17 protein-coding genes and 2 pseudogenes are annotated in these 24433 nt (G+C 72.7%); 12 read left to right on the forward strand and 7 right to left on the reverse strand.

From position 1 onward, the window contains the following. Nucleotides 1–312 precede the first annotated feature (312 nt). Nucleotides 313–3939 carry a UvrD-helicase domain-containing protein gene (locus AC5R91_RS24045; protein WP_495393578.1) on the forward strand — a complete coding sequence of 1209 codons (3627 nt, stop codon included), beginning with the start codon at nt 313–315 and terminating at the stop codon, nt 3937–3939. Between the two features lie 159 nt (nt 3940–4098). Here the strand turns inward: AC5R91_RS24045 and AC5R91_RS24050 are convergent, their stop codons facing one another. Beyond that, nucleotides 4099–4836, reverse strand: coding sequence for a class I SAM-dependent methyltransferase (locus AC5R91_RS24050; protein ID WP_495398044.1), 738 nt, complete (start codon nt 4834–4836; stop codon nt 4099–4101). Nucleotides 4837–5686: 850 nt separating this feature from the next. Between AC5R91_RS24050 and AC5R91_RS24055 the strand changes: the two genes are divergently transcribed. Further along, nucleotides 5687–7000 (forward strand): aminotransferase class I/II-fold pyridoxal phosphate-dependent enzyme, encoded by a 1314-nt coding sequence (locus AC5R91_RS24055; RefSeq protein WP_495393579.1) that lies wholly within the window; start codon nt 5687–5689, stop codon nt 6998–7000. 28 nt (nt 7001–7028) lie between these two features. On the opposite strand, the gene aat is transcribed toward AC5R91_RS24055, so the two are convergent. Both aat and AC5R91_RS24065 read right to left on the reverse strand, forming a co-directional pair. Continuing rightward, nucleotides 7029–7865 (reverse strand): leucyl/phenylalanyl-tRNA--protein transferase, encoded by an 837-nt coding sequence (gene aat / locus AC5R91_RS24060; protein ID WP_495393580.1) that lies wholly within the window; start codon nt 7863–7865, stop codon nt 7029–7031. Further along, nucleotides 7856–10400, reverse strand: a pseudogene (locus AC5R91_RS24065) (putative bifunctional diguanylate cyclase/phosphodiesterase). Before AC5R91_RS24065 ends, aat begins: the two are co-directional and overlap by 10 nt. 454 nt (nt 10401–10854) lie before the next feature. Here AC5R91_RS24065 and AC5R91_RS24070 point away from each other — a divergent pair. After that, the gene (locus tag AC5R91_RS24070; RefSeq protein WP_495398045.1) at nt 10855–11715 is read left to right on the forward strand and encodes an LLM class F420-dependent oxidoreductase; all 861 of its coding nucleotides are present in this window, start codon (nt 10855–10857) and stop codon (nt 11713–11715) included. A 391-nt stretch (nt 11716–12106) separates the two neighbouring features. Beyond that, nucleotides 12107–14146 (forward strand): helix-turn-helix domain-containing protein, encoded by a 2040-nt coding sequence (locus AC5R91_RS24075; RefSeq protein WP_495393581.1) that lies wholly within the window; start codon nt 12107–12109, stop codon nt 14144–14146. Between the two features lie 116 nt (nt 14147–14262). Here the strand turns inward: AC5R91_RS24075 and AC5R91_RS24080 are convergent, their stop codons facing one another. From AC5R91_RS24080 to AC5R91_RS24090, 3 genes are all read right to left on the reverse strand, one after another. Continuing rightward, a complete protein-coding gene (locus AC5R91_RS24080; protein WP_495393582.1) occupies nt 14263–15138 on the reverse strand; it encodes a TIGR03620 family F420-dependent LLM class oxidoreductase in 876 nt (291 codons plus the stop codon). A gap of 109 nt (nt 15139–15247) precedes the next feature. Continuing rightward, the gene (locus AC5R91_RS24085) at nt 15248–16171 is read right to left on the reverse strand and encodes a M56 family metallopeptidase (RefSeq protein ID WP_495393583.1); all 924 of its coding nucleotides are present in this window, start codon (nt 16169–16171) and stop codon (nt 15248–15250) included. A gap of 88 nt (nt 16172–16259) precedes the next feature. Continuing rightward, nucleotides 16260–16700, reverse strand: a complete 441-nt coding sequence (locus tag AC5R91_RS24090) for a BlaI/MecI/CopY family transcriptional regulator (RefSeq protein WP_495393584.1) — start codon at nt 16698–16700, stop codon at nt 16260–16262. Nucleotides 16701–16815: 115 nt separating this feature from the next. Between AC5R91_RS24090 and AC5R91_RS24095 the strand changes: the two genes are divergently transcribed. Then, nucleotides 16816–17343 carry a DUF2231 domain-containing protein gene (locus AC5R91_RS24095; protein WP_495393585.1) on the forward strand — a complete coding sequence of 176 codons (528 nt, stop codon included), beginning with the start codon at nt 16816–16818 and terminating at the stop codon, nt 17341–17343. Here AC5R91_RS24095 and AC5R91_RS24100 read toward each other — a convergent pair. Next, complete coding sequence (locus AC5R91_RS24100) at nt 17309–17581, reverse strand: hypothetical protein (protein WP_495393586.1); 273 nt, start codon at nt 17579–17581, stop codon at nt 17309–17311. The two genes, AC5R91_RS24095 and AC5R91_RS24100, sit on opposite strands and share 35 nt — an antisense overlap. 555 nt (nt 17582–18136) lie before the next feature. Here AC5R91_RS24100 and AC5R91_RS24105 point away from each other — a divergent pair. From AC5R91_RS24105 to AC5R91_RS24135, 7 genes and pseudogenes are all read left to right on the forward strand, one after another. Next, nucleotides 18137–19093, forward strand: a complete 957-nt coding sequence (locus AC5R91_RS24105; protein ID WP_495393587.1) for a hydroxymethylglutaryl-CoA lyase-like TIM-barrel protein — start codon at nt 18137–18139, stop codon at nt 19091–19093. Then, nucleotides 19090–19851: an alpha/beta fold hydrolase gene (locus AC5R91_RS24110; RefSeq protein ID WP_495393588.1), complete on the forward strand. Its 762-nt coding sequence runs from the start codon at nt 19090–19092 to the stop codon at nt 19849–19851. The genes AC5R91_RS24105 and AC5R91_RS24110 overlap by 4 nt, the downstream gene beginning before the upstream one ends. After that, nucleotides 19848–21590, forward strand: coding sequence for an isocitrate/isopropylmalate family dehydrogenase (locus AC5R91_RS24115; RefSeq protein WP_495393589.1), 1743 nt, complete (start codon nt 19848–19850; stop codon nt 21588–21590). The genes AC5R91_RS24110 and AC5R91_RS24115 overlap by 4 nt, the downstream gene beginning before the upstream one ends. 64 nt (nt 21591–21654) lie before the next feature. Continuing rightward, nucleotides 21655–22359 carry an RraA family protein gene (locus AC5R91_RS24120; RefSeq protein WP_495393590.1) on the forward strand — a complete coding sequence of 235 codons (705 nt, stop codon included), beginning with the start codon at nt 21655–21657 and terminating at the stop codon, nt 22357–22359. Next, nucleotides 22352–23233 (forward strand): DUF6282 family protein, encoded by an 882-nt coding sequence (locus AC5R91_RS24125; RefSeq protein ID WP_495393591.1) that lies wholly within the window; start codon nt 22352–22354, stop codon nt 23231–23233. The genes AC5R91_RS24120 and AC5R91_RS24125 overlap by 8 nt, the downstream gene beginning before the upstream one ends. A 36-nt stretch (nt 23234–23269) precedes the next feature. Then, nucleotides 23270–23473: pseudogene (locus AC5R91_RS24130) on the forward strand (tautomerase family protein); the annotation flags it as partial. 89 nt (nt 23474–23562) lie between these two features. Next, nucleotides 23563–24354 (forward strand): 2OG-Fe dioxygenase family protein, encoded by a 792-nt coding sequence (locus tag AC5R91_RS24135; RefSeq protein ID WP_495393592.1) that lies wholly within the window; start codon nt 23563–23565, stop codon nt 24352–24354. Nucleotides 24355–24433 lie beyond the last annotated feature (79 nt).

A 24433-nucleotide genomic window follows, 5' to 3' on the forward strand; every position in this document is an offset into this window, starting at 1 on the left:
CGCTCGCCTCGCGCCGGCGGCGGCCAGGAGGCGCCGCCCGTAGGGTGCCATCTGCCGTCCCTCCCGTTCCCGTACCCCTCCGCGCCGCCGCGATCAGGGCTCCGCCACGACGAATAATGACGGTTGTCCCCGGCGGGCGTGCGGGCCGGGTGGCACGTCCGCGCGGGGCACGCCGCGACCTGTCGGCGGCCGGCGGCCATGGATCGACCGTGGCCTCGGTGTATGCCTGCCGTTGGCCGGTCGGCGCCTGGGGCCGCCCCTTCGGCGTGCCGCCGCCGATCGCCGCTCACGGATGCGACAACATACGCATCCGTGAGGTCACGGTTCTATGCTGATTTGCACATTCACTCCCGGTACTCCCGGGCCTGCAGCCGCGACTGCGACCTGGAGCACCTGGCCTGGTGGGCGGCGCGCAAGGGCATCGCGGTCGTCGGCACCGGAGACTTCACCCACCCCGCGTGGTCGCAGGAGCTCGCCGAGAAACTCGTTCCGGCCGAGCCCGGCCTGTTCCGGCTGCGGCCGGATCTGGAGCGCGACGTGCTGCGCACGCTGCCGGCCTCCTGCCGGACGGTGACCCGCTTCATGATCTCCAGCGAGATCTCCACGATCTACAAGCGGGGCGATCGGACCCGCAAGGTCCATCACCTGCTCTACGCGCCGACCCGGGAAGCTGCCGCGGCCATCACCGCGGCGCTCGCCCGCATCGGCAACCTGGCGGCGGACGGGCGGCCCATCCTCGGCCTGGACTCCCGCGACCTGCTGGAGATCACCCTGGCCGGCGGGCCGGGCTGCTACCTCGTGCCGGCGCACGTGTGGACGCCGTGGTTCGCCGTGCTGGGTTCCAAGTCCGGCTTCGACGCCGTCGAGGACTGCTACGTCGACCTCGCCGACGAGATCTTCGCCCTGGAGACGGGGCTGTCCGCCGACCCGGAGATGTTCTGGCGGATCTCCGGCCTCGACCGCTACCGCCTGGTGAGCAACTCCGACGCCCACTCGCCGCCCATGCTCGGCCGCGAGGCGACGGCCTTCACCTGCGAGCTGGACTACTTCGCCATCGAGGCGGCGCTGCGCGGCGGGGACGGGTTCGCCGGGACGGTCGAGTTCTTCCCCGAGGAGGGCAAGTACCACCTCGACGGGCACCGCAAGTGCGGGGTGTGCCTGACCCCGGAGCAGACCCGCGAGGTCGGCGGGCGCTGCCCGACCTGCGGCGGCCTGCTGACCGTGGGCGTGCTCAACCGGGTGGAGGCGCTGTCCGACCGCGGGGCCGGCGTGCGTCCCGCGACAGCCGCCGACGTCACCTCGCTGGTGCCGCTGCCAGAGGTCGTCGGGGAGATCCTCGGGGTGGGGCCGAAGAGCAAGGCGGTCGCGGGCCAGGTCACCTCGCTGGTGTCCCGACTCGGCCCGGAGCTCGGCATCCTCGGCGACGTCCCGGTGTCGGCGATCGCCGAGGTGGGCTCGGCCGAACTGGTCGAGGCGATCTCCCGGCTGCGGCGCGGCGAGGTGATCCGCCAGGCCGGCTTCGACGGCGAGTACGGCGTCATCAAGCTGTTCGAGCCGGAGGAGCTCGCCGGGGACGGCGGCACCCTGTTCGACCTCGCCCCCGCCACCCCTGCCGAGCCGGACGCGGCCGGGCGCGGCGGCCGGATCCCGCGGCAGGCGGGACGCGGTCAGCGGTCCCGTCACAGCGCACTCGCCGCCGCTGCGGCCGCGGCGGGCGGCACGGACGTCGCCGACGGCGGCCCGACGCTCGACGAGGCGCTCGCCGCGAGGGGGGAGGGGTCACCGGCTGACCGGGCCGTCGCCGCGGGGACGCCTGCGGTCGAGTCGGTCGGTTCCGCGCAACCGGCGGGTCCGGTCGAGCCGATGGGTTTCGTCGAGCCGATGGGTTTCGTCGAGCCGATGGGTTCGGTCGAGTCGGCGGGTTCGGTCGAGTCGATGGGTGTGGCCGAGCCGGGGGGTCGGGTCGCGGGCGCGGCACCGTCCGTGCTCGACGGGCTGGACCCGGACCAGCGGCAGGCGGCGGCGCATCCGGCCGGCCCGTTGCTCGTCCTCGCCGGTCCCGGCACCGGCAAGACCCGCACGCTGGTGCACGCGATCGCCCACCGGGTCGCCGAGCGCGACGTGCCCGCCGAGCAGTGCCTGGCCGTGACGTTCACCCGGCGGGCGGCGGGGGAGCTCGCCGAGCGGCTCGACGCCATGCTGGGCGAACGAGCCCGCCGGGTGCTCGCGACGACGTTCCACGGCCTGGGGCTGACGATCGTCCGTGAGCAGCACGAGCGGCTGGCGCGCGGGGCGCAGGTCCAGGTCGCCGACGACGCCGTGCGGGCGGAGCTGCTCGACGCCGCGCTGCACGGCGAGGGCGACTCCCGCGCCCGGCGCCGGGTGTCGGCCGGGCTCGCCGAGCTCAAGCGGCTGCGGGCGCTCGGCCAGGCCCAGCGCGACCATGACCTGGTCGGCGTCCTCGCCCGCTACGACGCCGAGCTGCGGGAACGGGACATGGTCGACCTCGACGACCTCATCGCGCTGCCGCTGACTCTGCTGCGCTCGGCACCGGAGCTGGTCGAGCACTACCGCGACCGCTGGCGCCACGTCTGGGTCGACGAGTACCAGGACACCGACGAGCTGCAGTACCGGCTGCTGGGGCTGCTGTGCCCGCCGGCGGCGAACCTGTGCGTGATCGGCGACCCGGACCAGGCGATCTACAGCTTCCGCGGCGCCGACGTCGGCTTCTTCCTGCGGTTCGAACAGGACTACCCGAACGCGCGCACGGTCGCGCTCACCCGCGGCTACCGGTCGACGCGCACGATCGTGCGGGCGGCCCTCGACGTGATCGCTCCGGCGAGCCTGGTGCCGGGCCGGGCGCTGACCGCGGTGCGGGGCGCCGAGGGGGACGGCCCGGTGCTGCTGCGGCGCTACCGCAGCGAGGCAGAGGAGGCCATCGCGGTCGTCGACACCATCGACGCCGCACTCGGCGGGACGTCCTTCCACGCACTCGACTCCGGGGTGGACGGCTCGGTGGAGGCGGACCTGTCGTTCGCGGACGTCGCGGTGCTCTACCGGACCGCCCGTCAGGCGGAACCGATCATGGAGGCGCTGGCGAAGCGGGGATTCCCCTTCCAACGCCGTTCGCACCTGCCGCTGGCCGACGCCCCGGCCGTCGCCGCCCTGCTGGCCCTGTTGCGCCCGGCCGGTGCGGTGACTGCGGCGAGTGCGGCCGGTGCGGCCGGTGCGGCCGGTGCCGTGGGTGAGCGTGCGGTGTCCGGGCTGCTGCGTGACGCGGGGGCGCAGGCGGTCGACCTGGCGGCTGCGCTCGGCACCGAACTGGGGGCGTCGCTGCCGGCGGGGTTCGCGGGCTTCCCCGGCGGACGGGTGCCGACCGAGGCCGAGCTGCGGCTGGCCGTGGAGCTGCTCTCGCCCGCCGCGGCCGCCGCCGGGACCGACCTGGACGGCTTCCTCACGTCGGTCACGATGGCCAGCGAGGTCGACGGCCTCGACCCGCGGGCGGACCGCGTCAGCCTGCTCACCCTGCACGCGAGCAAGGGCCTGGAGTTCGGTCTGGTCTTCATCGTCGGCTGCGAGGACGGGCTGCTGCCGATGCGCTTCGGGCCCGCCGGCCGTGCCCGTGCGACTGAAGGCGGGCAGGCGGCGGGGGAGCAAACGGCGGGGGAGCAGGCGCCGGGCGGCCAGGCCGGCCCGGCCGCGGCGGCGCTGCTTGCCGAGGCCGAGGAACGGCGGCTGTTCTTCGTGGGCGTCACCCGGGCGCGCCACCGGCTGATCCTGACCTCCGCGGCGCGCCGCCGGGCCGGCGCGGATGCCGAGACCCGGCCCTCGCCGTTCCTCGCCGACATCAGCCCGGCCCTGCTGTCGACGGGCGAGCCCGCGAGCACGCGCCCGCAGGCCCGCCGCCCATCGATGGGCCAGCAGCTCAGGCTCGTCTGAACCGCGCGTCCGGTCCGGCGGGGGATGCGTGGGAGAGCGCCTCCGTGGCTCTTCCACAGGGCTCGGCGTCCGATTTATCCCTGTGGAAGAGACAGGTGGCGCCGCTCCCCTGCGCCGGGCCACGTTCGGGCCGCGGCGCTGGCGCCGCTCGCGGCGGCCTCAGCGCTTGCGGAGCACCATCGCGAGGTTCCAGGTGACGATCTCGCGGGCTCCGGGCACCTTCAGGATCACCTTCGCCCAGTCCGGCAGGTAACGCGGCATCGCGTCGAGGATCTCGACGTCGGCGCGGCGGCGTGCCCAGGACAGCGTGTCGGCGACCGACACCGGGAACAGCGTCCGGCCGTAGATGTTCTTCGGCGCCTGCCCCTTGCGGCGCTCGAAGCGGGCCGCCGCCCGGTCACCGCCGAGGTAGTGCCACGGCGCCGTCTCGTGGCCGCCCCAGGGCGACAGCCAGTTGGTGTAGCTGAGGAAGATCAGCCCGCCGGGGCGGGTGACCCGGACCAGTTCCGAGCACATCCGCCACGGGTCGGGGACGTGCTCCAGGACGTTGGACGTATAGCACAGGTCGACGCTGCCGGACAGGAACGGCAGGTCCAGCGCGCTGCCCCGGACCCGGCCGGGGACCTCGATGCCCCCGGCCTCCATCTCCGAGACGTCCGGCTCGACCCAGACGTAGCGGGCGCCGGCGTCGAGGAACGCCGAGCGGAAGTAGCCCGGGCCGCCGCCGACGTCCAGCACGAGCTGGCCGGTCAGCGAGGTGTACCGCATGAGCTGGCGGACGGAGTCCGCGGCGATCAGCGAGTAGAACCCCGCCGGGTCGACGGGCTCCTTGCGGTGGGCGAGGAAGAGGGTCTTCGATCGGCCGAGGCCCCAGCCGGAGTACGGCAGCGTGCGCACGAGGGTCGCCTCGCCGTCCGGGCTGTTCGCCGTGCTGGTCGTGGGCGCCTGGTGGGCCGGTGCCGACCGGGGATCCGATGCTGCCTGCTGGGCGGGTGCTGCCTGCTGGGCCGGTGCCGCCTGGGTCGGCGGGGTCGCCTCCTTCGCCGGGCGGGCCGCGGACCGCCCCGCGCCCGACGAGGAGGGCCCCGCTGTCGCCGTCGTGGGCTCGGCGGAAGTCGCCGCGGATGCCGCCGTGTCAGACATGGCGGGGACGATAACACTCCGGCCGCGGGGGGCCGCCGGCCCCGGGCGAGGGCCGGTCGGTGCCTCGCCGGCTGGGGTCCGGCGGCGGCTGGGGTCCGGCGGCGGCTGGGAGCGGGAGGGCACCGTCGGCGGGCCTGCTGGGAGGAGGCGGGCGCCCCTGCGGGCCTGGTGGGAGCGGGAAGGCGCCCCCCGGCGGGGTTGGCGGGAGGGGCCGGCACCCCCCTGCGGGGTCGGCTCGGTCGGGGGAGCCGGGATGCGCCGTCCCCGGTGTATCGCCGCGCGGGCGTCGGGTGCGGTGAACGGAGGACCTCGCTATGCGTTTGCCCAGCTCGCGCGCGATGTGTGGAATCGGCGGGTCGGGGGGTTTATCGTTTACCTGTTCAACGTTCCCTTGGTTCCGTTGGTTTCCCCTCGTTCCCTGACCCGGCGACGTGCGTTCCCGGTGAACCCAAGGATGGGTGATGGTAGTGGCGCGCCCGACCAGCAACTCGGATCCGATGAATTCCCGAAAACTCGGATCCCCGCGACATTCTGTGCTATCCGCGATCATCAGGCCGGGTCGCGTGATCCCCCCGAACCCTCGACCGGCCAGGTAGCGGGCCGGATGTCCCAGACCTTTGAAACCCTGGGTCGACCCCTGCCACCTGCGCCGAGTGCATTCTCGCCGGCCTGGCGGCACGTACTCGACCGGCCGCTGGGTATCCGCACGGAACTCGACCGCATGCGCCGGCAGGCTCCCTTTTACGACGCGACGGTCGACGAGATCGACGGTCGCCGGATACGGATCGGTGACCACTGGCTCACCGATTTCGCCTCCTGTAACTATCTGGGGCTCGATCTCGACCGGGAGATCATCGAGGCGGTTCCGGCGTACCTGGACCTGTGGGGTACGCATCCGAGCTGGTCGCGGTTGATTGCCAGCCCGCGCCCCTACGACGACATCGAGCGCACGCTGGCGGAGCTGCTCGGCGCCGAGGACGCGCTGCTGCTGCCGACCATCACACATATCCAACATTCGGTACTGCCCGCGCTGGTCGGCCGGGGCGCGCTGTTCGTCGAGCTCCACGCCCACCAGACCGCCCACGACGGGGCCGCGATGGTCGCCAGCCGCGGCGGAACCGTCGCGCGGTTCCGCGAGGACCGGCTCGACCGGTTGGACCGGCTGTTGCGCGCGGCCCCCCATCCCCGGGTGATCTGCGTCGACGGGGTGCACAGCATGACGGGCAACGGGCCGCCGCTCGACGAGCTCCTCCCGCTCGCGCGTGCCCACGACGCGCTGCTCTACGTCGACGACGCGCACGGTTTCGGCGTCGTCGGGGAGCGCGGTCCCGACGAGTCGAGCCCGTACGGCAGCCGAGGCAACGGCATCGTTCGCCATCTCGGCGCCGGCTACGACAACCTGGTGCTCGTCGGCGGGTTCTCCAAGGCGTACTCGTCGCTGCTCGCGTTCGTCGCCTGCCCGACGGAGGTGAAGGAGTACCTGAAGTCGGCGGCCGGGCCGTACATCTTCTCCGGTCCGTCGCCGGTCGCGTCGCTGGCGACGGGCCTGGTCGGCCTGCGGGTCAACGAGCGGCGCGGCGAGGCGCTGCGGGCCCGGTTGCATCGGCTGACCAGCCGGTTCCTCGACGGCCTGCGCGGGTTGGGCCTGGGCACGCTGAACACCAGCGGATTCCCGATCGTCGAGATCCCGCTGCTGGATGCGGACAACGCCGACCCGCTGGGCCGCTTCCTGTACGAGCGGGGGGTCTTCGCGTCGGTGGTGCCCTTCCCCGTCGTTCCCCGTGACCAGGTCGGGGTGCGGGTGCAGATCACCGCCGCGAACACCGACGACGAGATCGACCACCTGCTCGCCGTCCTCGGCGAGGCCGGTGACCGCTTCCCGCTGACGGCGGCGAGCGGCCCGCTCGATCCCGGCTGAGCCGCCGGCACGCGGCAGGGGTGGCCGGTCAGCCCGCGGGCGGCGCGAGGCGGGCGACCGGCCGCCGGTCGCGGTCGAGCCGGACGTCGGCGTCGCGCACCCGCGCCAGCACCGCCAGGTAGTCGGCCCGGGGGATCTCCAGCGCGCCGAGGTCGACGAGGTGGTCCGTCGTCATCTGGACGTCCAGCAGCACGCCTCCGGCGGCGGCGAAGCGCGCGTCGAAGTCGGCGAGGGCCACCTTCGAGGCGTCGGTGCGGGTGTGGAACATCGACTCGCCGGCGAACACGCCGCCGACGCCGACCCCGTAGACGCCGCCGACGAGGTCGTCACCGTCCCAGACCTCCAGGCTGTGCGCCCATCCCAGGGCGTGCAGTCGCGCGTAGCCGTCGATCAGCTCGTCGGTGATCCAGCCCGACGTGCCGTCGCGCTGGCAGCCCCGGACCACCTCGACGAAGGACTCGTCGACGGTCGTCGTCCACCCGCAGTTGCGCAGCCGCTTGCGCAGGGACCGGTTCACCCGCACCCCGCCGGTGGGGATCACCGCCCGCGGGTCGGGACTCCACCAGGGCAGGTCGTGGCCGCCGGGACGGTCGGGGGACAGATGCCGCACCCGGCGGGCGGCGACGGCGGCCCGCAACAGGTCGCGCAGGCCGCCCACCCCGGCCGGCGCCGGCTCGCCGGCCTCGGCGCCCTCCGGTTCGTCCCCGGTGGGCCACGGGAACGCCCCCGCCCGGTAGGCGCCGACCAGCGTCGCCGGGTCCAGCGTGCCCCCGATCGCGACCGGTGCCCGTCCGGGGCTACGCAGGAGCGAGAAGCCGTCCCACACGGTGGGACCCACCGCGCGGGGCGCCGCGGTCACCGCCACGGGCTGCCCGCCGGCGTCGAGCCGGGGGCCACCGGAGTGTTACGCACGCCACCCTCCCTCGTCGGGGCACGGCCGCCGGTGCGGCGAGCCCCGCGGTCGGCCACGGGGTCGCGGGCCGTCTCCCGGGCGCCCGCCTCGCGGGGCGTCGCAAGCCCGACCGCCTCCCGCGTCGCCGTTTCCCGTGTCGCCGCCTCCCGTGTCGCCGCCTCCCGTGTCGTCGTCTCCCGTGTCGTCGTCTCCCGCGGGGCGGTCTCCTGCGTCGCGGTCTCCAGGTCGATCGTGCCAGCCGGCGCCGCCTGTTGCCGGAGTTGTTCGGTAACCAGCTCGGACGGGCCGGGTTCGCCGAGGAAGTAGCCCTGGGCGAAGTCGCAGCCGACGTCGCGCAGCATCCGCACCGCCGCCGCGGTCTCGACCCCCTCGACGACGATCCGCAGGTCGAGGGCGTGCGCCAGGCCCACGGTGGACCGCACGATCGCCTCGGCTCGGCTGTCGTCCTCCACCCGCTGGATGAACGACTTGTCGAGCTTGAGCACGTTCACCGGCAGTTCGAGCAGCCGCGCCAGCGACGAGTAGCCGGTGCCGTAGTCGTCGACGGCGATGCCGATGCCCAGCGCCCGTAGCTCCCCGAGCACCGTGGCCGACCGCACCCGGTCGAGCATGAGCGTCGTCTCGGTGATCTCCAGCTCCAGCGCCGCGGGGCTCAGGCCGAAGCCGGCGAGCATCCCGCTGACCTGCGCGGGAAAGCCCCGGTCGAGCAGATCGGAGGCGGACAGGTTGACGGCCACGGCGACCTCGAGGCCGGCGGCGTGCCAGCGCCGGCACTGGTCGAGGGCGGTGTGCAGCACCTCGATCGTGAGCATCCGCATGAACCCGGCCTGCTCGGCCAGCGGGACGAACTCCTCCGGGCCGAGCAGGCCCCTGGTCGGGTGCCGCCAGCGGACGAGGGCCTCGACGGCGTCCGCCCGCCCGGAGCCGAGATCGACCTTGACCTGGTAGTGCACCTCCAACTGGCCGGTGCCGAGGGCGGCCCGCAGCGACTCGATCATGTCCAGTCGGACGAGGCTGTTCACATCGGCGCCCGGCCGGTAGGACTCCACGCCGGTGCGGCCCGACTTCGCCGCGTACATCGCCACGTCGGCGCGCTGCAGCAGGGTGTGCGCGTCCTGGGCATGGTCCGGGTAGACGGCCGCCCCGATGCTCGCGCCCACGTGCAGCGTCACTCCCCCGACGTCGAAGGGGTCGGCGAGTACGGTCAGCACCCGGTCGGCGACCCGGCGGGCGGCGTCGGCGTCGGCGTGTTCGAGCAGCACCGCGAACTCGTCGCCGCCGAGGCGGGCGTGCAGGTCGCCCGGGCGCAGGGCGTCGGAGATGCGGGTGCCGACCTGGGTCAGCAGCGCGTCCCCGACCTGGTGGCCGAGCGAGTCGTTGATCTCCTTGAACCGGTCGAGGTCGAGCAGCAGCAGGGCGAAGGTGTCCGGTCCGGTGGTGTGCTGCTCGGCCCGGGTCAGCCGCTCGATGAAGCCACGGCGGTTGGCCAGGCCGGTGAGGTCGTCGGTGCGGGCCAGCACCCGGCTCTCCGCGAGCTGCTGGACCTCGATGAAGGTGAAGGCCGCGCGGGCCAGGGCGGACAGCACCGTCGCCGCCGCGAGCGCCACGGTGACCGCCGGCAGGTCGATCGCGGCGCCGAGCACAAGCAGGCCCAGCGCGACCGTCGCGAGGACCAGCGGCACGGCGATCACGCCCCACCCGGACATCTTCGCCGGCGGCTGCCAGCGCGGGCGCAGCCAGGACGCCAGCGCCGGCATGAGCACCGAAAGCAGCCACAGGCTGGACAGCACCCCGTTCGACGGTGTGTGCCCGGCGGTGACGATCACGAGCAGCAGCGAGTCGGCCAGGGCGAAGCTCACCAGCCCGGCGCCCAGCAGCCACCACACCCGTCCCGGGCGCCAGCCCAGCAGCCCGAACACGGTGACGACGAGCAGGATCAGCAGCAGGTCCGCGAGCGGGTAGATGACGTTGACGGTCATCGTCCACGCGCTGTGCTCGGGGTTGGCCCGTGCCATCGCCACCCCGATGCCGCTGGTCAGCGCGGCCACGCCGAGCAGCCCGACGAACGCGTCCAGCCAGACAGACGCTGCGGTGCAGCCGGACCAGCCGCCGGCGCAGCAGCAGGATCACGGCGACGTAGCAGGCCGGGTAGAACAGCAGCCAGCCGAGATCCGCCAGCGAGGGCTGGATGTCGTCGCCCCGCCCGTCCACGGCGACGTTGTGGTAGATCGTCCCGCAGCCGTAGCTGATGAGCCCGGCACCGAGCAGTGCCCAGGGGGCGCGCTCGCCGCGGACGAGGACGGCCCGGGACACGCAGATCAGGCCGGAGCCGATGGCGACGCCGTAGCTCAGCGACCGGGCCTCGTCGCCAAAGTGCGGCATGTCCACGAACGAGGCGACGGACAGGGCGAGCGTGGCGAGGATGAGCAGTAGCTGGGCGAGCCGGATCAGGCGGAACCGGCGTGGGGGAGGTGGCGATGTGGTCAACCGGTCATCCCCCCGCCGGATGCTGGGTGCGGGCCCGCGAGCCGGGCCTCCGGTTGCGGCCCGGCGCGGTCGGCGTGCGCGAGCCGGTCGACCGCCCGCCGCGGCGGGACGTCCGCCGAGCCGACCGCCGGGCACGGACCGGGCTGCGTGGCCGCCCCCGCCGGCCCGGACTCCGACCGGCCGTCACCGTATGTGATTGTCTGCGGAGCGGACGGAGCGATGCCACCACCTTCGCGCAAAAGGGTACGGACACCCCGGAGGTCCCGCCACCCGGACACCCGACGGCCGTCCTGGCGGCTACCGGACCGAACATGCCTGGATTGTCGTACATCCGGGTTTCCCGGCATTACGGGTGGAAGTCCGTCGCGAGATGCCTGTTGTGATGTTGGGTCTGGCGGGCGTGTACGGCGGGGATGCCGTTCTACGAGCGACTCTCCGTGTACGGAAGGGGTGGCTGTCGTCACCGGCGGGATCCTGTCCGTCGTGGGTCCCGGTCGCTCTGAGGGAGAAACTACGGTCCGTCTCCGCGCCGGCGGGGGCGGGGGCGGGGGCGGGGAGGAGCTTCCAGATCCCGCTGGTCGGCCCGGCCGAGAACGAGATGCTGGAGGCGTACACCACCCTCGGTTTCCTCGCCGCCCACACCCGGCGGGTGAAGCTGCTCACGCTGGTCACCGGAGCCGTCTACCGAGAGCCGGGGGCTCTCGCCAAGATCATCAGCACGCTCGACGTCCTCTCCGGCGGTCGGGCCTGGCTCGGCATCGGGGCGGCCTGGTACGAGGCGGAGGCGGCGGGCCTCGGCCTGCCGTTCCCGCCACTGGCCGAACGCTTCGAACGCCTCGCGGAGACCCTCGAGATCTGCCTGCGGATGTGGAGCGACGACGAAGGCCCCTATTCCGGCCGGCATTACCGACTGACCCGGCCGCTCAACTCGCCGCAGGTGCTGACCCGGCCGCACCCGCCCATCCTGATCGGCGGCGGCGGCGAACGGAAGACGCTGCGGCTGGTGGCCCGTTACGCCCAGGCGTGCAATCTCTTTCCCGGCCCGGAGCTGCCGCGAAAGCTCGACATCCTGCGGGCGCACTGCGAGGCCGAGGGTCGGGATTACAACGAAATCCTGAAGACCACGACCTATTCCTTCGACGTCGGGCCGAACGGGGAGCGGGTCGAAAGGATTCTCGACGACCTGGGTCGGCTGGCCGAACTCGGCGTGCAGGCGGTCATCGGCGGTGTGCGGGACGTGTGGCGGCTCGAACCGCTGCACATCCTCGGCGAGCGGGTGATCCCGGTGGCGGCGGAGCTCGGCACCGCTCCCTGAGGGGGCCCTGGGCGGGGGTCGGCGCCGAGCGGCCGGCTCCGGGCGGGCCGGCGTGGCCCGTGGGCGCCCACCCGGAACCGACCTGGGTACCGGTCTTCGAGGGGGCAACTCGCTGCCGACCGGCACCCGTGGTGCGGCCCCACGGCCGGGGACCTCCCGTCCACCCGGGCGCAGCCGCGTGACCACGAGTTCACCGCACCCCGGGCGGCCTGACCAGAGCATCGGGGAGGCGACCGGCCGGGCAGGTCCACGACCGGGCAGGCCGACGACCGGACATGAAAGGGACATCGACGATGCGCCGGTTCCGGTTCCGGTAATTCTGCCCGTTCGTCTCATCCCACTGACTATCCTGATCTAGGGGCGCGGCGGTGGGCGAGAGAACGGAGTCGACGTGTCGGTCGATAGACATCCGGGATGGACGCCGAATATTCTCCGGCGTTTTCGTGAGGCGCACGGCCTGACCCAGGACGGCCTCGCCGAGCGGCTGCGCGGCCTGCCGGAAAAGAGCGGATTCACCCCGCCGGCGGCGACCGCGGAAATGATTCGCCGCCACGAACTCGGCAAGGTTTTCCCCGGGGTCGCCTATCGGCGCTCCTACTGCCAGTTGTTCGGCGTCACGGAGCCCGAGCTGGGATTCCGGCCACCGCTGCCGGGGGAGTCCGTCGCCGGCGGGCGCACCGGCGGGTCCGGGCCGCCGGCGGTGGACGTGGACGCGGACGCGGATATGGACGCGGCCTGGTCGGGGCTCGTGGGCCTGGCGGGCAGCCGCTCGCAGCCGCGTGGGTCGGGGCGGGTCGGGTCAGGCGCCGGATCAGGCCGGGCGGTGTCGGCCGGTTCGGCGCCGGCCGGTTCAATGCCGGCCGGTTCAATGCCGCTCGATTCGGCGCCGGCCGATTCAGGACCGGGCGGTTCGGGACCGGGCGGTTCGGGGCGGCCGCCGGGATCGACCGGCGCCGGGCCGCCAGGGTCGGCGGGTCCCCCTGGGGCGTGGACGCGGCGCAGCAGTGAGCTGCTCGCCGACTACCTGGCCGCCGCGGTGCAGGGTGCGGCGGGCGCGAGACCGGCGGCCGGGGGATCAGCGTCCGCGCGACCGTCGCCCGCGGCCTCGGGCCCTGCGGTGGGCGCACCGCCGGCGGCGGGAGGTCGGGTCGCGGTGCCCGCGCCGATCCTGGTGCCGGCGGCCCGCAGCGCCGGGCCGGCGTCGGCGCGGCCGGTCCGCGCCCCCGCTGTCGCGGCGGCGACCCGACCTGCGCAGGCCGACGAGTGGGACTCGGTCCGCCTCGCCCACGAGTGGCTGCTGCTGGAACCGCCCCAGGTCGCGGAGCTCGCCGCCGGGCGGCATGTCGGCGCGGCCCTGGCGGAGAAGGTGGAGGGACGGGTCGGCCAGTTCCGCCGGCTGGACGACTACGTCGGTGGGCGCGACCTCGTCGGTCTGGTCGAACGGGAGCTCCTCGGCAGCGTGACGATGCTGCGCGAGGCCGTCTACGACGCTGCGGTCGGTCGCCGGCTGCTGTCGTCGGTGGCCCAGCTCTGCCAGCTCGCCGGGTGGATCGCCGCCGACGCCGGGCGGCACGGGGCGGCGGTGCGCTTCCTCGCCGGCGGGATCCGGGCCGCGCACGCCGGCGGGGACACCGCGCTGGCCGCGAACCTGATCTCCACCCAGGCCTACCAGACGGTCAACCATGCCGATGCCCGGCAGGGGGTGCTGCTCGCGCAGACCGCCTGTGCCGGGGTCGGGCGCTCGGCGTCGGCGACGACCCGGGCGTTGCTCGCCGACAGGCTTGCCTGGGCGCACGCCCGGGCCGGGGAACGGCGGGCCTGCGAGCAGACGCTCGCCGTCGTGGAGCGGCTCTACGACCGCAGCGATCCGGCCGCGGACCCCGAATGGGTCTACTGGCTGGACGCCCGCGAGATCGACGTGATGGCCGGCAGGTGCTGGACCGAGCTGCGCCGCCCCGACCGGGCCGAGGATCGGCTGCGGCACGGCCTGACCGGCTACGACCCGCTGCGTGCCCGCGAGATCTCGCTGTACGAGACGTGGTTCGCCGAGGTCCACCTGCAACAGGGCGACGTCGAGCGGGCCTGCGAACGGGCCGTCCGCGCCGCCCGGCTCGACGCCCGGGTGAACTCCGCGCGCACCGCCGAGCGGCTGCGCATGCTGGCCCGCCGGCTCGGCGGGTACCGCTCCGTGCGGGCGGTCCGCGAGTTCGGCGAGGTTTACCGAACGCTGCGGGACACGGTCCCCGGCGGCGGTCGGCCGCGTACGGAACCAGGGGCGGCGCCGCGGCCCGTGCCGCCCGCCGCGGCCCGTTCCGGCGCGGCCGGGCCGGCGGCATCCACTGGCCAGGGGACCCCGGCCGTGGCGAGACCGGCGGACAGCCCGGTTCCGGCCGGCCCGGTGACGGGCCAGCCTGCGGAACCGGGCCGGTAATCCGGGCGGGTCTGCGGCCCATGTCGATCCCCGTCCAGACCCGACCCGCCCAGGGCACCGTGCCGCCGGTGGCGGCGGCAGACCGCTACGCCCGCCAGTCGGAGCGGCTATTGAGGCTAGCCGGGCGGTGACAGGGCTGCGGCCAGTCTGCGCCACTGTGCCAGGGGCGGCGGGCCGCCGGAAGTGATCAGGTGGATGCCAACGTGGTCGGCGCCGGCCTGATGATGCTCTGTCAGGCGGTCGGCCACGGTCGCCGGGTCGCCCCAGGCCACCAGCCCGTCGACGAGACGGTCGCTGCCGCCGTCGGCGAGGTCGTCCGCGGTGAAGCCGATCCGTAGCAGGTTGCGGGTGTAGTTGACCCGCTTCAGGTACACGGCGAGGGCGGCTCGGGCGGCGCGGCGCGCGGCGGTCGGGTCGGATTCCAGCAGGACCACCTGACCGGGGGCCAGCAGCGGGCCGTCGCCGAGGATCTCCCGGGCCCGCCGGGTGTGCGCCGGGGTGACCAGGTACGGCACGGCCCCGGCGGTGCGCTCGCGGGCGAGGCCGAGCATGCGTGGTCCGAGGGCGGCGAGCGCCCGTTCGGCGGGCGGCACCGGCGGGACGGCCGCGTCGAGCCGGTCCAGGTAGTCGACGACGGCCTGGTAGGGGCGTTCGTAGCGGCGTCCGGTCCGGGCCTCGACGGACTCCCGGTGCCCGGCGCCGAGGCCGAGCAGGAGCCGGTCCGGATGATCTCTGGTGATGTCGGCGTGCCGGCGCGTGACAAGCTCGACCGGCTCGGTCCAGATGTTGATGATGCTGGTCGCCGCCGTGATCCGCGACGTCGCCGCGAGGATCTGCGCCGGCAGGTCCAGATCGCCTGTGGCACTGCCGAACCAGATCGCCCCGAACCGCAGTTCCTCCAGCTCGCCCGCGATCGCCGCCCGCTCACTCGCCTCAGCCGGCCAATGGCGCTGGCCCATGCACACCCCGAACCGTCCGGTCCTGACCGTCATCGCTCCGCCTCTCCAGCGCCGCCAGCGCCCGGTCGTGTGGCTACGACTCCCAAGCCTGCGCGCGGTCGGTGCTCGACGCCTGACGCACGGCGACTGGTTGCGGCGCCGGCTAGCGGAGCAAGGCGAGGTAGTCCGTGCTGGCGTGCACCGCCGCACCGATCATGATGGCCGCGAGCGCGCTGGTCGCCAGCAGGACCGTCGCGGGCACCCGGGTGGCGCCGGATGATCCGTCGAGGAGCGCCGTCATCCGTTCTGCGACGCCACTGCGGTCGAAGCCGCAGGTGGTGGGCGTCGATCGGGCTTCTCCCGCGACGCCCGGTCCGTGGCGCTGGGCCTCGCGCAGCGTCGCCAGCGAGACCTTCCCGAGTGCCCGGGCGAGGACGCGACGCTGCCCGGTCGCGCGGGCCGCGTGCTCGTCGGCCCACCGCTCGCAGGCGTTCTCGACGAGACCGGGCAGGCGTCTGAGCAGCGGATTCACCGCCACGCAACAGGCGACGATCATCCGTAGCCAGTGATGTCCCCCGGCGAGATGGGCGTGCTCGTGGGCCAGGACGGCGTCCCGCTCGGCGCTGTCCAAGCAGTCGATCATGCCTGCGGTGATGACGACCCGCCCCCCGGTGACGCCACCGATCGCACAGGCGTCGGGCTGGCCCAGCGGGACGATGTGGACCCGCCCGGGCGGTAGCCGGCGGACCAGCCGCTCCGCCCTGATCAGATCCCGGCCGATGCGAGCGGCCGCGGCCAGCAACATGCCGGCAGTGCCCCCGACAGCCAGAACGGCCACCGCACCCGCCGGTGACGGCGGGAGCTCGGCTGGCGGTGCGCCGACGGTGGCGCCGAGCCGATGCGCGAGCGCCGGCATCCGATCGGCGAAGCTGGCCGCCAGCAACGTCAGGGACCACACCCAGCCAGCCGCCGCGATCACCGCACCGGCGGTCAGTGCCGCCGGCTTCACCCGGTAGGGCAGCCGGCGGGCGAGCGCCGGTGCGCACATCGCGACCACGATGTTGACGGCCAGGGGAACCCAGACCATGTACCTCACCGGCACCACCGGTCGGCCAGCGGCCGGTTCTGTCGCGCGGACGGCCGGCTGGCACGCGACGGCCCGGGGGATGCCTCGCTCATGACAGTGAGCCCGGTGGCTCGCCCGCGACGGGCGCCGGGCCGCCGTCCGTCGAAGGCTCGTCCTCGGCGGCGGCGAGCAACGCGAGGAGGGCGGCCTCGTCGTCGGCCGTGAGCCCGGCGACGAAGTGGCTGAGGACCTCGGCCCGGCCCCGGCCGTCCCCGAGCAGCCCGCGCATGCGGTCAGCGAGCTGTCGGGCCGCGGCCGGCGTCGGGGTGTAGGCGTGACCACGGCCGGCGACTGTCCGTTCCAGCATGCCCTTGCCGTGCAGCCGGGCGAGCGTCGTCGCGACGCTCGTGTAGGCGAGCTCGTGGCCGTCCCGGATCAGGGCCTCCTGGGTCTGGCTCGGGGTGAGCGGCCCGTCGGCCTCCCACAGCACGGCGAGGACGGCGGACTCCAGCTCGCCGGCCTCCCGCCGCCCAGGCCCCTTGCCACGCATGGCCTGAAGTCTAGCCGCGTACTACGACACCGGTAGTATCACTATCGCTGTAGTACTACAGCGATAGTTGATGATGCGTCGTCCCTGTGCGGCGCCGGCCCGGATTGGAGTCACGGTGGGACCAACGAAGATCAATGGGCTGCCAGCGCATGCGCTGCTCGTACACGTGGTCGTCGTGCTTGTGCCGCTCGCCGCGCTGCTGGTCGTGCTGTCGGCCGTCTGGCCCGCCGCCCGGCGCCGGCTCGGCGTGCTCACGCCGTCGGTCGCCCTGGTCGCGTTGGTGAGCGTGCCGCTGACGACCCATGCCGGGGAATGGCTCGAGGCGCGGGTCCCTCCGGATGCGTTGGTCCGCCGGCACGCCGAGCTCGGCGACGGCCTGCTGCCCTGGGCGATCGGGTTGTTCGTCCTGGCGGCGGCGGTCTGGTTGTGGGCCCGGCGGGCCGAGGTCGGCCGGTCCGGCGACGGCGGGGCGCACGCCGCCGCCCGCCCCGGCGGGCCGGCGGTGATGATCGCGCTCGCGGTCCTGAGCGTGGCGGTCGCCGTCGGCTCGGTGGTGCAGATCTACCGGATCGGCGACAGCGGGGCGAAGGCCGTCTGGCACGACAGCTTCAGTCCGAACCCCGGTCCCGGCGAGCACGGCTGAACCTGCAGCCGCCGCCCGCCCCGGCGAGTCGCTCGTACAGGGCGGCCAGCCCGAAGCCCTCCTTCGTCGACGCGAACGCCTCCGCCTCCGCCTCCGCCTCCGCCTCCGCCTGCGCCTGCGCGACCAGCGCCGGCTGCGCGGCATGGTCGACCGGCCCGAGGGTGCGCGGCCTCGTAGCCGGCCGCGTCGAACGCGCCGGCCAGCACCGCGATGGAGCGCAGGATCCGCGTTTGAACATGTCTGGTTGACGTGGTCGTCCGAGGCATGGGCTCACGTCGAAGGGGTCGTTGACCTGCGGCCGCGCCCCGGCCCCGTCACCAGATGTTGGCTTTCTGTCTGCCCTTGGGTCCACCGTCGCGAGCGGCTTCCCGTATGGGTCTCAATCGGTCCGGCAGGATCTCGTCGTCCGGGCGAAGCAGGTATGCGGGATAACTTGTCGTGTCAACGACACCTGAAAGCCGACGTAAAGCAAGATCATTCTCAATCGGAATGCTTGCCGCAACGTTGCGGATAAGCAACTTTGAGACCTGTGATCTGCGATACAAGGCGTCGGTCCGTGGTCGGCGGCCCGCCTCCGTCGCTATTTGGCTGGCGCGCCTTCGAGCTGGCGGAATTGCAGGTCGTCGGGCAGTAATAGGCCGTCGGCTATAACCGCTATAGGTGACATCCTGTTTGACGCGTCCAGTGGGCTCTCCTAGCCTTCACATCACAAAGCTTCCGCATCTGCAGGCCTCCGTCCAACCTGTCTCGACTCGTGAGATTCTTACCTTTATCTGAAGCTAACGGAGAGACCATGTCCTGCGTGAATGTTGATGTGACCTTGCGTGACGGCGGATACCGCAACTCATTCGAATTCAGTCAGGAGTACGCGCTGCGGCATGCGAAGCTGAGTGTGGACGCCGGTTTCGACTGGGTCGAAATCGCCTACCGGAACGGTTCCTTCAAGCCCATGCCCAGACTGGGACTGACCGGGCGGGGCGACGACGATTACATCGCGGCGGTCGCCGCGGAGATCGGACCCGAGCACGTGGGGGTGATCCTGCACCCGCACAACATAGGCGAGAACGACCTTCCGGCGATGTATCGGGCGGGTGCGCGGCTGGTACGGATCTGTGTTCCCGCGGGCGATCTGAAACCCACGCTCAGGGTCATTCGCGAGGCTGGCGAGGTCGGCTTCACGGTGTGCGCGAACCTGACGAGAGTCTCCCAGATCGCTTCCCGCGCGGTGGTCGAGATTGCCGCGGCCACGGCGGACGCGGGCGCTGACGCGATCTATCTGGCGGATTCGAACGGCAGCCTGCTGCCCTCCCAGACGAGCAGACTTGTCACTCTCGTGAAGTCCGTGACCGGCGGCGAGGTCGGCCTCCACGCCCACAACAACCTCGGTCTCGCCATGTCGAACGCGATGGCCGCCGTGGACGCGGGTGCCACCTGGATCGACTCGTCGGTTCTCGGCATGGGCAAGGGTCCGGGAAACCTGGTCGCCGAGCAGTGGATAGCCTATCTCGACCGTACCGCTCCGGCCGATTCCGGCTACGACCTGGGCTCGGTTCTGCAACTGGCCGACACGTTGGGGCAAAGCGTTCCGGAATCGACGCCGTCGCTGCCGCTGCCCGATCTGGTGCTCGGGCATTTCGACCTGTCGGTGGAGGCGCGAGGCAGCATCGTCGTCGACGACCACCGGGAGGTGGTCTCGCGGGCCCGTCAGCTGTCCTCCGGCCGTGAGCTGCCGGGCCGGATAGCGGCGTGATCGCGACCTTCGCTCCACCGTCGGCGCTCCCCGCGGAATCTCCGCACGCGCTCGCCTTCTCGCCGGTTCTGCCGAGGTGGGACGGCGGACGGTTCTTCGCCACGGTGACGCGGGCGCTGACCACTCTCGGCTGGCGGGTCACCGTCGTCGACACCCTTGCCCTCCTGACCGACGCGGTGACGACGGTCGTGGAACTCGCGGGCCGGTGGGCGGCCGAGATGGCCCGGCTCCAGCCGGTGCACCTGCTGGCGGGCAATGCGCTCGGCGGCACCGTCGCCCAGGCGCTGTTGCCCTGCATCCCGCCGACGTCACCGGTCGTACTCGTCTCGGCCCCCACCCGCGTCGACGCGGTCCTGGCCCGACGGTTGTCCACGGTCGCAGACCCGGCCGCAGTGGGGGACCTGACGACGGCCCTCGCCCGGCTGGCCGAGCTGGTCGCGCCCGACGGAGCCGAGACCTCGGCGTCCATCAGGGCGCCGGACTCCGGGCAGACCGACGAGGTCGCCGGCAGGCGGGTCGCGGGTGGGATGCGACTGCTTCTGGATGCCGACCTGACGGATCGCGTGCTGGCCTTCCGCGGGCCACTGCTCCACCTGGTCGGAACCAGGTCCCGACTGGTCACCGCGGCACACGTGGTCGCGGCGCCCAACCACGAGGTCGTCGCCGTCGAAGGCGCCGGGATGCGTCCGCACAGCGACTGCCCCGAGACGGTCAACAACCACATCATCCGGTTCCTAAGGGGGCATGTCGACCGATGAAGAGCATCGCGGTGCTGCCGGGAGACGGCATCGGGCCGGAGGTGGTCGACGCCGTACTGCCGGTGCTGGAGCGTATGGGCCTGCCGCTGCGGTTCAGGTTCGGTGATATCGGGTGGCGGCAGTGGTGCGAGCACGGTGACCCGGTTCCGCCCGCCACCTGGCAGTTGCTGGCCGAGACCGACACCTGTCTGCTGGGGGCGGTCACGAGCAAGGCGGTTCGCGAGGCGGAGGCCGAACTGGCCGCCCACCTTCGCGGCACCGGGCTGAAATACGTCTCGCCGGTGGTGCAACTGCGCCAGCGACTGTCGCTCTACGCCAACGTGCGGCCGGTGATCGACGCGCGTGGCGGCCGGTTCGACTTCACGGTGATCCGGGAGAACACCGAGGGCCTGTACGCGGGCCTGGACTTCCATGGTCCGGACGAGCGCCTGTGGGAGGTGGTCAGGCGCCATCAGAACGCCGCGGCATCCGGTGCGTCGGGCACCAGCGTGACACTGCGACTGCAGACCCGCCACGGCATGGACCGGTTGCTGCGCTTCGCATTCGAGCACGCCTGTCGAGTCGGGTATCGGAGGGTGACGCTCGCGGACAAGCCGAACGTGCTGCGCGACAGCGGAAACTACCTGCGTGGCCGGCTGGAACTGGTGGCCGCGGACTACCCGCAGATCGACGTCGAGATCCTGAACGTGGACGCGGTCGCACTGTGGGTGGTGCGCCGGCCCGAGCGGTTCGGAGTGATTGTCGCGGAGAACATGTTCGGCGACATCCTCTCCGACCTGGGGGCCGGGGTGATGGGCGGGCTGGGCCTGGCTCCGAGTGGGAACATCGGCGAGCACGGAAGCTACTTCGAGCCCGTTCACGGCAGTGCGCCGAGCATGGCAGGGCAGGGCAGGGCGAATCCGATGGCGCTGTTCCTGACGGCTGCCCAACTGCTGCGTCACCTCGAGCTGCCCGCCCCGGCGGAGCAGATCCGCGCCGCGGTGCGCGCGGTGGCCCGAGCCCGCCGGACCGTGACGTACGACCTGGGCGGAACGGCGACCACCGCGGCCGCGGCGGCCGCGGTGGAAGACGCTCTCGACGCGCGCGAGCCCAGCAGGCAGGCATCCGTCATCACCGTCGGAGACGAACTGCTCAGCGGTGCGGTCACCGATGTCAGTGGCCCGGCGGTGAGCCGGCTGCTGGACGCGGCCGGCTATCAGGTCCGCGGCCGGTTCACCGTCGCAGACACGTTGCCCGATCTGCGGGAGGCCATCGGCTCCCGCGTGGGCGTCGACGACGTGGTGGTCGTCCTCGGCGGCCTGACGCCCACCGCCGACGATGTCACGCGGGCCGCCGTCGCGGCCGCCTGCGGCCGTCCCCTGGAACAGGACGAGGCGGTCTGGGCGGCGGTGCGCGCACGGCTGGAGTCGTACGGGCTGCCGGTGCACGACGCCCATCGGCGGCAGGCGCTCTTCCCGCCGGGAAGCGTCGTCATCCCGAACGGGAACGGCACCGCCTGGGGTGCCCGGCTCGACCTGCCCGGGACCATCCTGTTGATGTTGCCGGGCCCGCCGGCGGAATGCCTGCCGATGGCGACGGCGGCGGTCGACGAGCTGCCCATGGCCGGCCCCGGGGGCGATCCGCGTGGTCGGGCGGCACCACCGAGTACGCCGGTGGCCTCGCACTCACCGCGGAGGTCACCGTCGACGACGACCCCGTCTGCTTCCACCTCTCCGTCCCGAAGCGCGGACCGCAGGTGACCGATGTGGTTTCCGCCTGGTGTGCCTGGAGCATCAGCCGAGCCCTCACCGGAAGGCAGCTCTGATGACCGTCGATCCGTCCGTACTCGACCGGCTGGCCCGACTGGACACGCCCGCGGTGTCCGACGCCCTGGACAGCCTCGGCCTGCGCGGTGTGCTGGCGGGGATAGCCGCCAGGGTGCCGGGCGCCAGGGCGTGCGGACCCGCCCACACGGTGACCTACGGACCCCTGACGCAGGAGGGTCCCCGATTCCGGGGCGCGGCGAACTACCTGGACGACGTGCCCTGCGGGGCGGTCGTGGTGGTGGACAACGGGGGCAGCACCGCGTGCACCTCCTGGGGTTCGCTGCTGACCGCGGTCGCCGCGGCCCGCGGTGTGCGGGGGACGGTCCTGCACGGGTCGGCGCGCGACATCGGTGAGGTGCGCGCCGCCGGGTATCCGCTGTTCAGCACGGGGATCACCATGGTGAGCGGCAAGAACCGGGTGGAACTCCAACGCGTGAACGCGGACGTGGACATCCACGGCACGATCGTGCGTCCCGGTGACGTCGTCCTGGCCGACGACAGCGGAGCCCTGGTGATTCCCGCCCGGCATGCCGCCGAGGTGGCCGAGCGCGCCGAGCGGGTGGAGATCACCGAGCGTCGCATCGCGGCCGCCGTCGCGACCGGAAGCCGACTGGACGAGGCCCGCGCTGCCTTCGGCTACGCCACGCCCTGGCAGGCGGACCGTGGCGCGCGGGCGGACCGATCCCCGGTCGACCATGCCTGAGCTCGCCGCCGACTTCATCGATCTGCACCACCATGCGGGAGCCGACATCTACCGGCGGCGTCGCTCGGTGCTCGGGACCGGTCGGCGCTATGCGGAGCTGGCGGGATGGGTCGTGGTGAAGAGCCATCTGGGGTCGACGGCCGCGGTCGCCTGGGAGGCCCGGCAGGACGGGCTGCCGGTCTCCGGCTCACTCACCCTGAACCGGATCGGCGGCGGGCTGGAGACGCGCACGGTGTTGCGTGCCGTCTACGAGCACGGCGACGACGGCCCGGCCCGGCTGGTGGTCTACCTTCCCACGCTGGTGGGCGGCTCGCACGGGTCAGGGCCGGTCCACGGGTCAGGGCTGGTCCACGGGTCAGGGCTGGTGAGGACACCGTTTCACCCTCGCATGGACGATGCGGCGCTGGGCGGCCAGCGGGTCACGGACCTTCTGCCGCAGCTGCGGGAGGTGTTGCGGGCCGCGCGGGATCTCCCGGTGGTGATCGCGACCGGCCATGCCAGTCGGGACGAGATATTCCGCATCGTCGACGAGTCGATGCAGGCGGGTCTGGACCGCCTGCTGCTCACCCACCCGACCCACCCGATGTGCGGGCTCGACCTCGACGACCTGGACTCGCTCGCCGACGCGTCCCCGGTGTACGTCGAGCTGACCTCGCTCACCCGGTTACTCGGCCATCACGACGGCCCACGCTTCGGCGAGATTCTGCGTTCGCATCCCCGCCTGGTGTACAGCTCGGATCTCGGCCAGCCGGACCAGCCCGATGTCGGGCAGTGGCTGGAGCTTTCCAGGCAGTGGTTCGCCGAGGCCGGCCTGACCGCCGGGCAGATCGCCCGCATTACTTTCGGCACCCCGAAGGAGCTGCTGGCACTCTGACCGCCGGCAGTCTAGAACACTAACTACGGCAGGGAGAAGCGAATGCCATTGATTCAGGTCAACCAGCCGGCCGGTCAGTCCGCCGAGCAGAAGGCCGCCATCGTGCGCGAGCTGACTGATTCCTACGTCCGGGTCGCCGGCGGCAGGCCGGAGTCCGTCTGGGTTGTGATCGAGGAGACGCCCCGCGACAACTGGGGTATCGCCGGAGAGACTCTGACCGCCCGGGCCGCGAACCGGTAGTGCGCTGACCGGTGACGCCCGCCCGACGCGCTGACCTGCCGGGCGGGCGCACCACCAACCACGGGAACACCAGCGAGCAAGGAGATGGCATGACAATCACCGAGGGCGGAACCCGCTCTCGTCTGCTGCTCCAGGGCTATTGTCGGTACGGGCGGGAGGAACTCCTGGGAAAGACCGGTGAGTTCGAGGTGGACGCTCAGCTGGCCGAGCTCCAGGCAGTCTTCGCCGAGCTTCCCGCCGACCCGTACGCACCAGATGTGAACCGGTTTCGCAGGTACAGTCGCGCCGTCTACGTCCCCTGGGACCGGTCCGTCACGTGGATTCCGGCCGTGGAGGACCCCGAGATGGGCCCCGTCGCGGAGTACTACCAGGGGTCATACAACCCGGAGCATCCGGGTGCGCGACGCCGGTTTGCCGCGATCCCGGCCGAGGTACGATCGAACGCTTTGCTGAATCATCTGATCTTCTTCGATGCGGGTGAGGCCATGCGGCTGAGTTCTTTCCAGGACTCTCTCCTGCACATCGGAGTGCACATGGTCAAGCTCACTGCGACGGCTGCCGGTGACGAGGTCGTCTCGTCGCCGAACGAGCTGCACCAGGACGGCGAGCCGTTCACCTTCGCGCACCTGATCCGCCGAGACAACATCAGCGGCGGGGTCAACTACATCGCGCCGCCACGCTGCTCCGGTCTCCGCCCGCAGGAGGTGTCCTACGACCTGCTCCAGGCCGAGTTCACCCTCGACCGCCCGCTGGACTCCTACGCGGTCCACGATCCCAGGGTCAGCCACTACGTCAGCCCGGTGCGGCGCGGCACCGAACCCCGTCCGGGTGAGCGCTCCGTGCTCCTCGTCGACTTCACCCCTTATCTGCCCAGTATCTGACGATCAGCCCAGTATCTGACGCTCTGCCCAGTATCTGACGATCAGCCCAGTATCCGAAGGCAGCGGAGTACTCCGTTCC

Source organism: Frankia sp. BMG5.60 (assembly GCF_059428125.1).

Coding starts and splice junctions, on each gene's coding strand:
- AC5R91_RS24055 (WP_495393579.1), top strand. CDS start 5,687: ATGTCCCAGACCTTTGAAACCCTGGGTCGACCCCTGCCACCTGCGCCG.
- AC5R91_RS24080 (WP_495393582.1), bottom strand. CDS start 15,138: ATGACGGTCAGGACCGGACGGTTCGGGGTGTGCATGGGCCAGCGCCAT.
- AC5R91_RS24085 (WP_495393583.1), bottom strand. CDS start 16,171: ATGGTCTGGGTTCCCCTGGCCGTCAACATCGTGGTCGCGATGTGCGCA.
- AC5R91_RS24090 (WP_495393584.1), bottom strand. CDS start 16,700: ATGCGTGGCAAGGGGCCTGGGCGGCGGGAGGCCGGCGAGCTGGAGTCC.
- AC5R91_RS24100 (WP_495393586.1), bottom strand. CDS start 17,581: ATGTTCAAACGCGGATCCTGCGCTCCATCGCGGTGCTGGCCGGCGCGT.
- AC5R91_RS24105 (WP_495393587.1), top strand. CDS start 18,137: ATGTCCTGCGTGAATGTTGATGTGACCTTGCGTGACGGCGGATACCGC.
- AC5R91_RS24115 (WP_495393589.1), top strand. CDS start 19,848: ATGAAGAGCATCGCGGTGCTGCCGGGAGACGGCATCGGGCCGGAGGTG.
- AC5R91_RS24120 (WP_495393590.1), top strand. CDS start 21,655: ATGACCGTCGATCCGTCCGTACTCGACCGGCTGGCCCGACTGGACACG.
- AC5R91_RS24125 (WP_495393591.1), top strand. CDS start 22,352: ATGCCTGAGCTCGCCGCCGACTTCATCGATCTGCACCACCATGCGGGA.
- AC5R91_RS24135 (WP_495393592.1), top strand. CDS start 23,563: ATGACAATCACCGAGGGCGGAACCCGCTCTCGTCTGCTGCTCCAGGGC.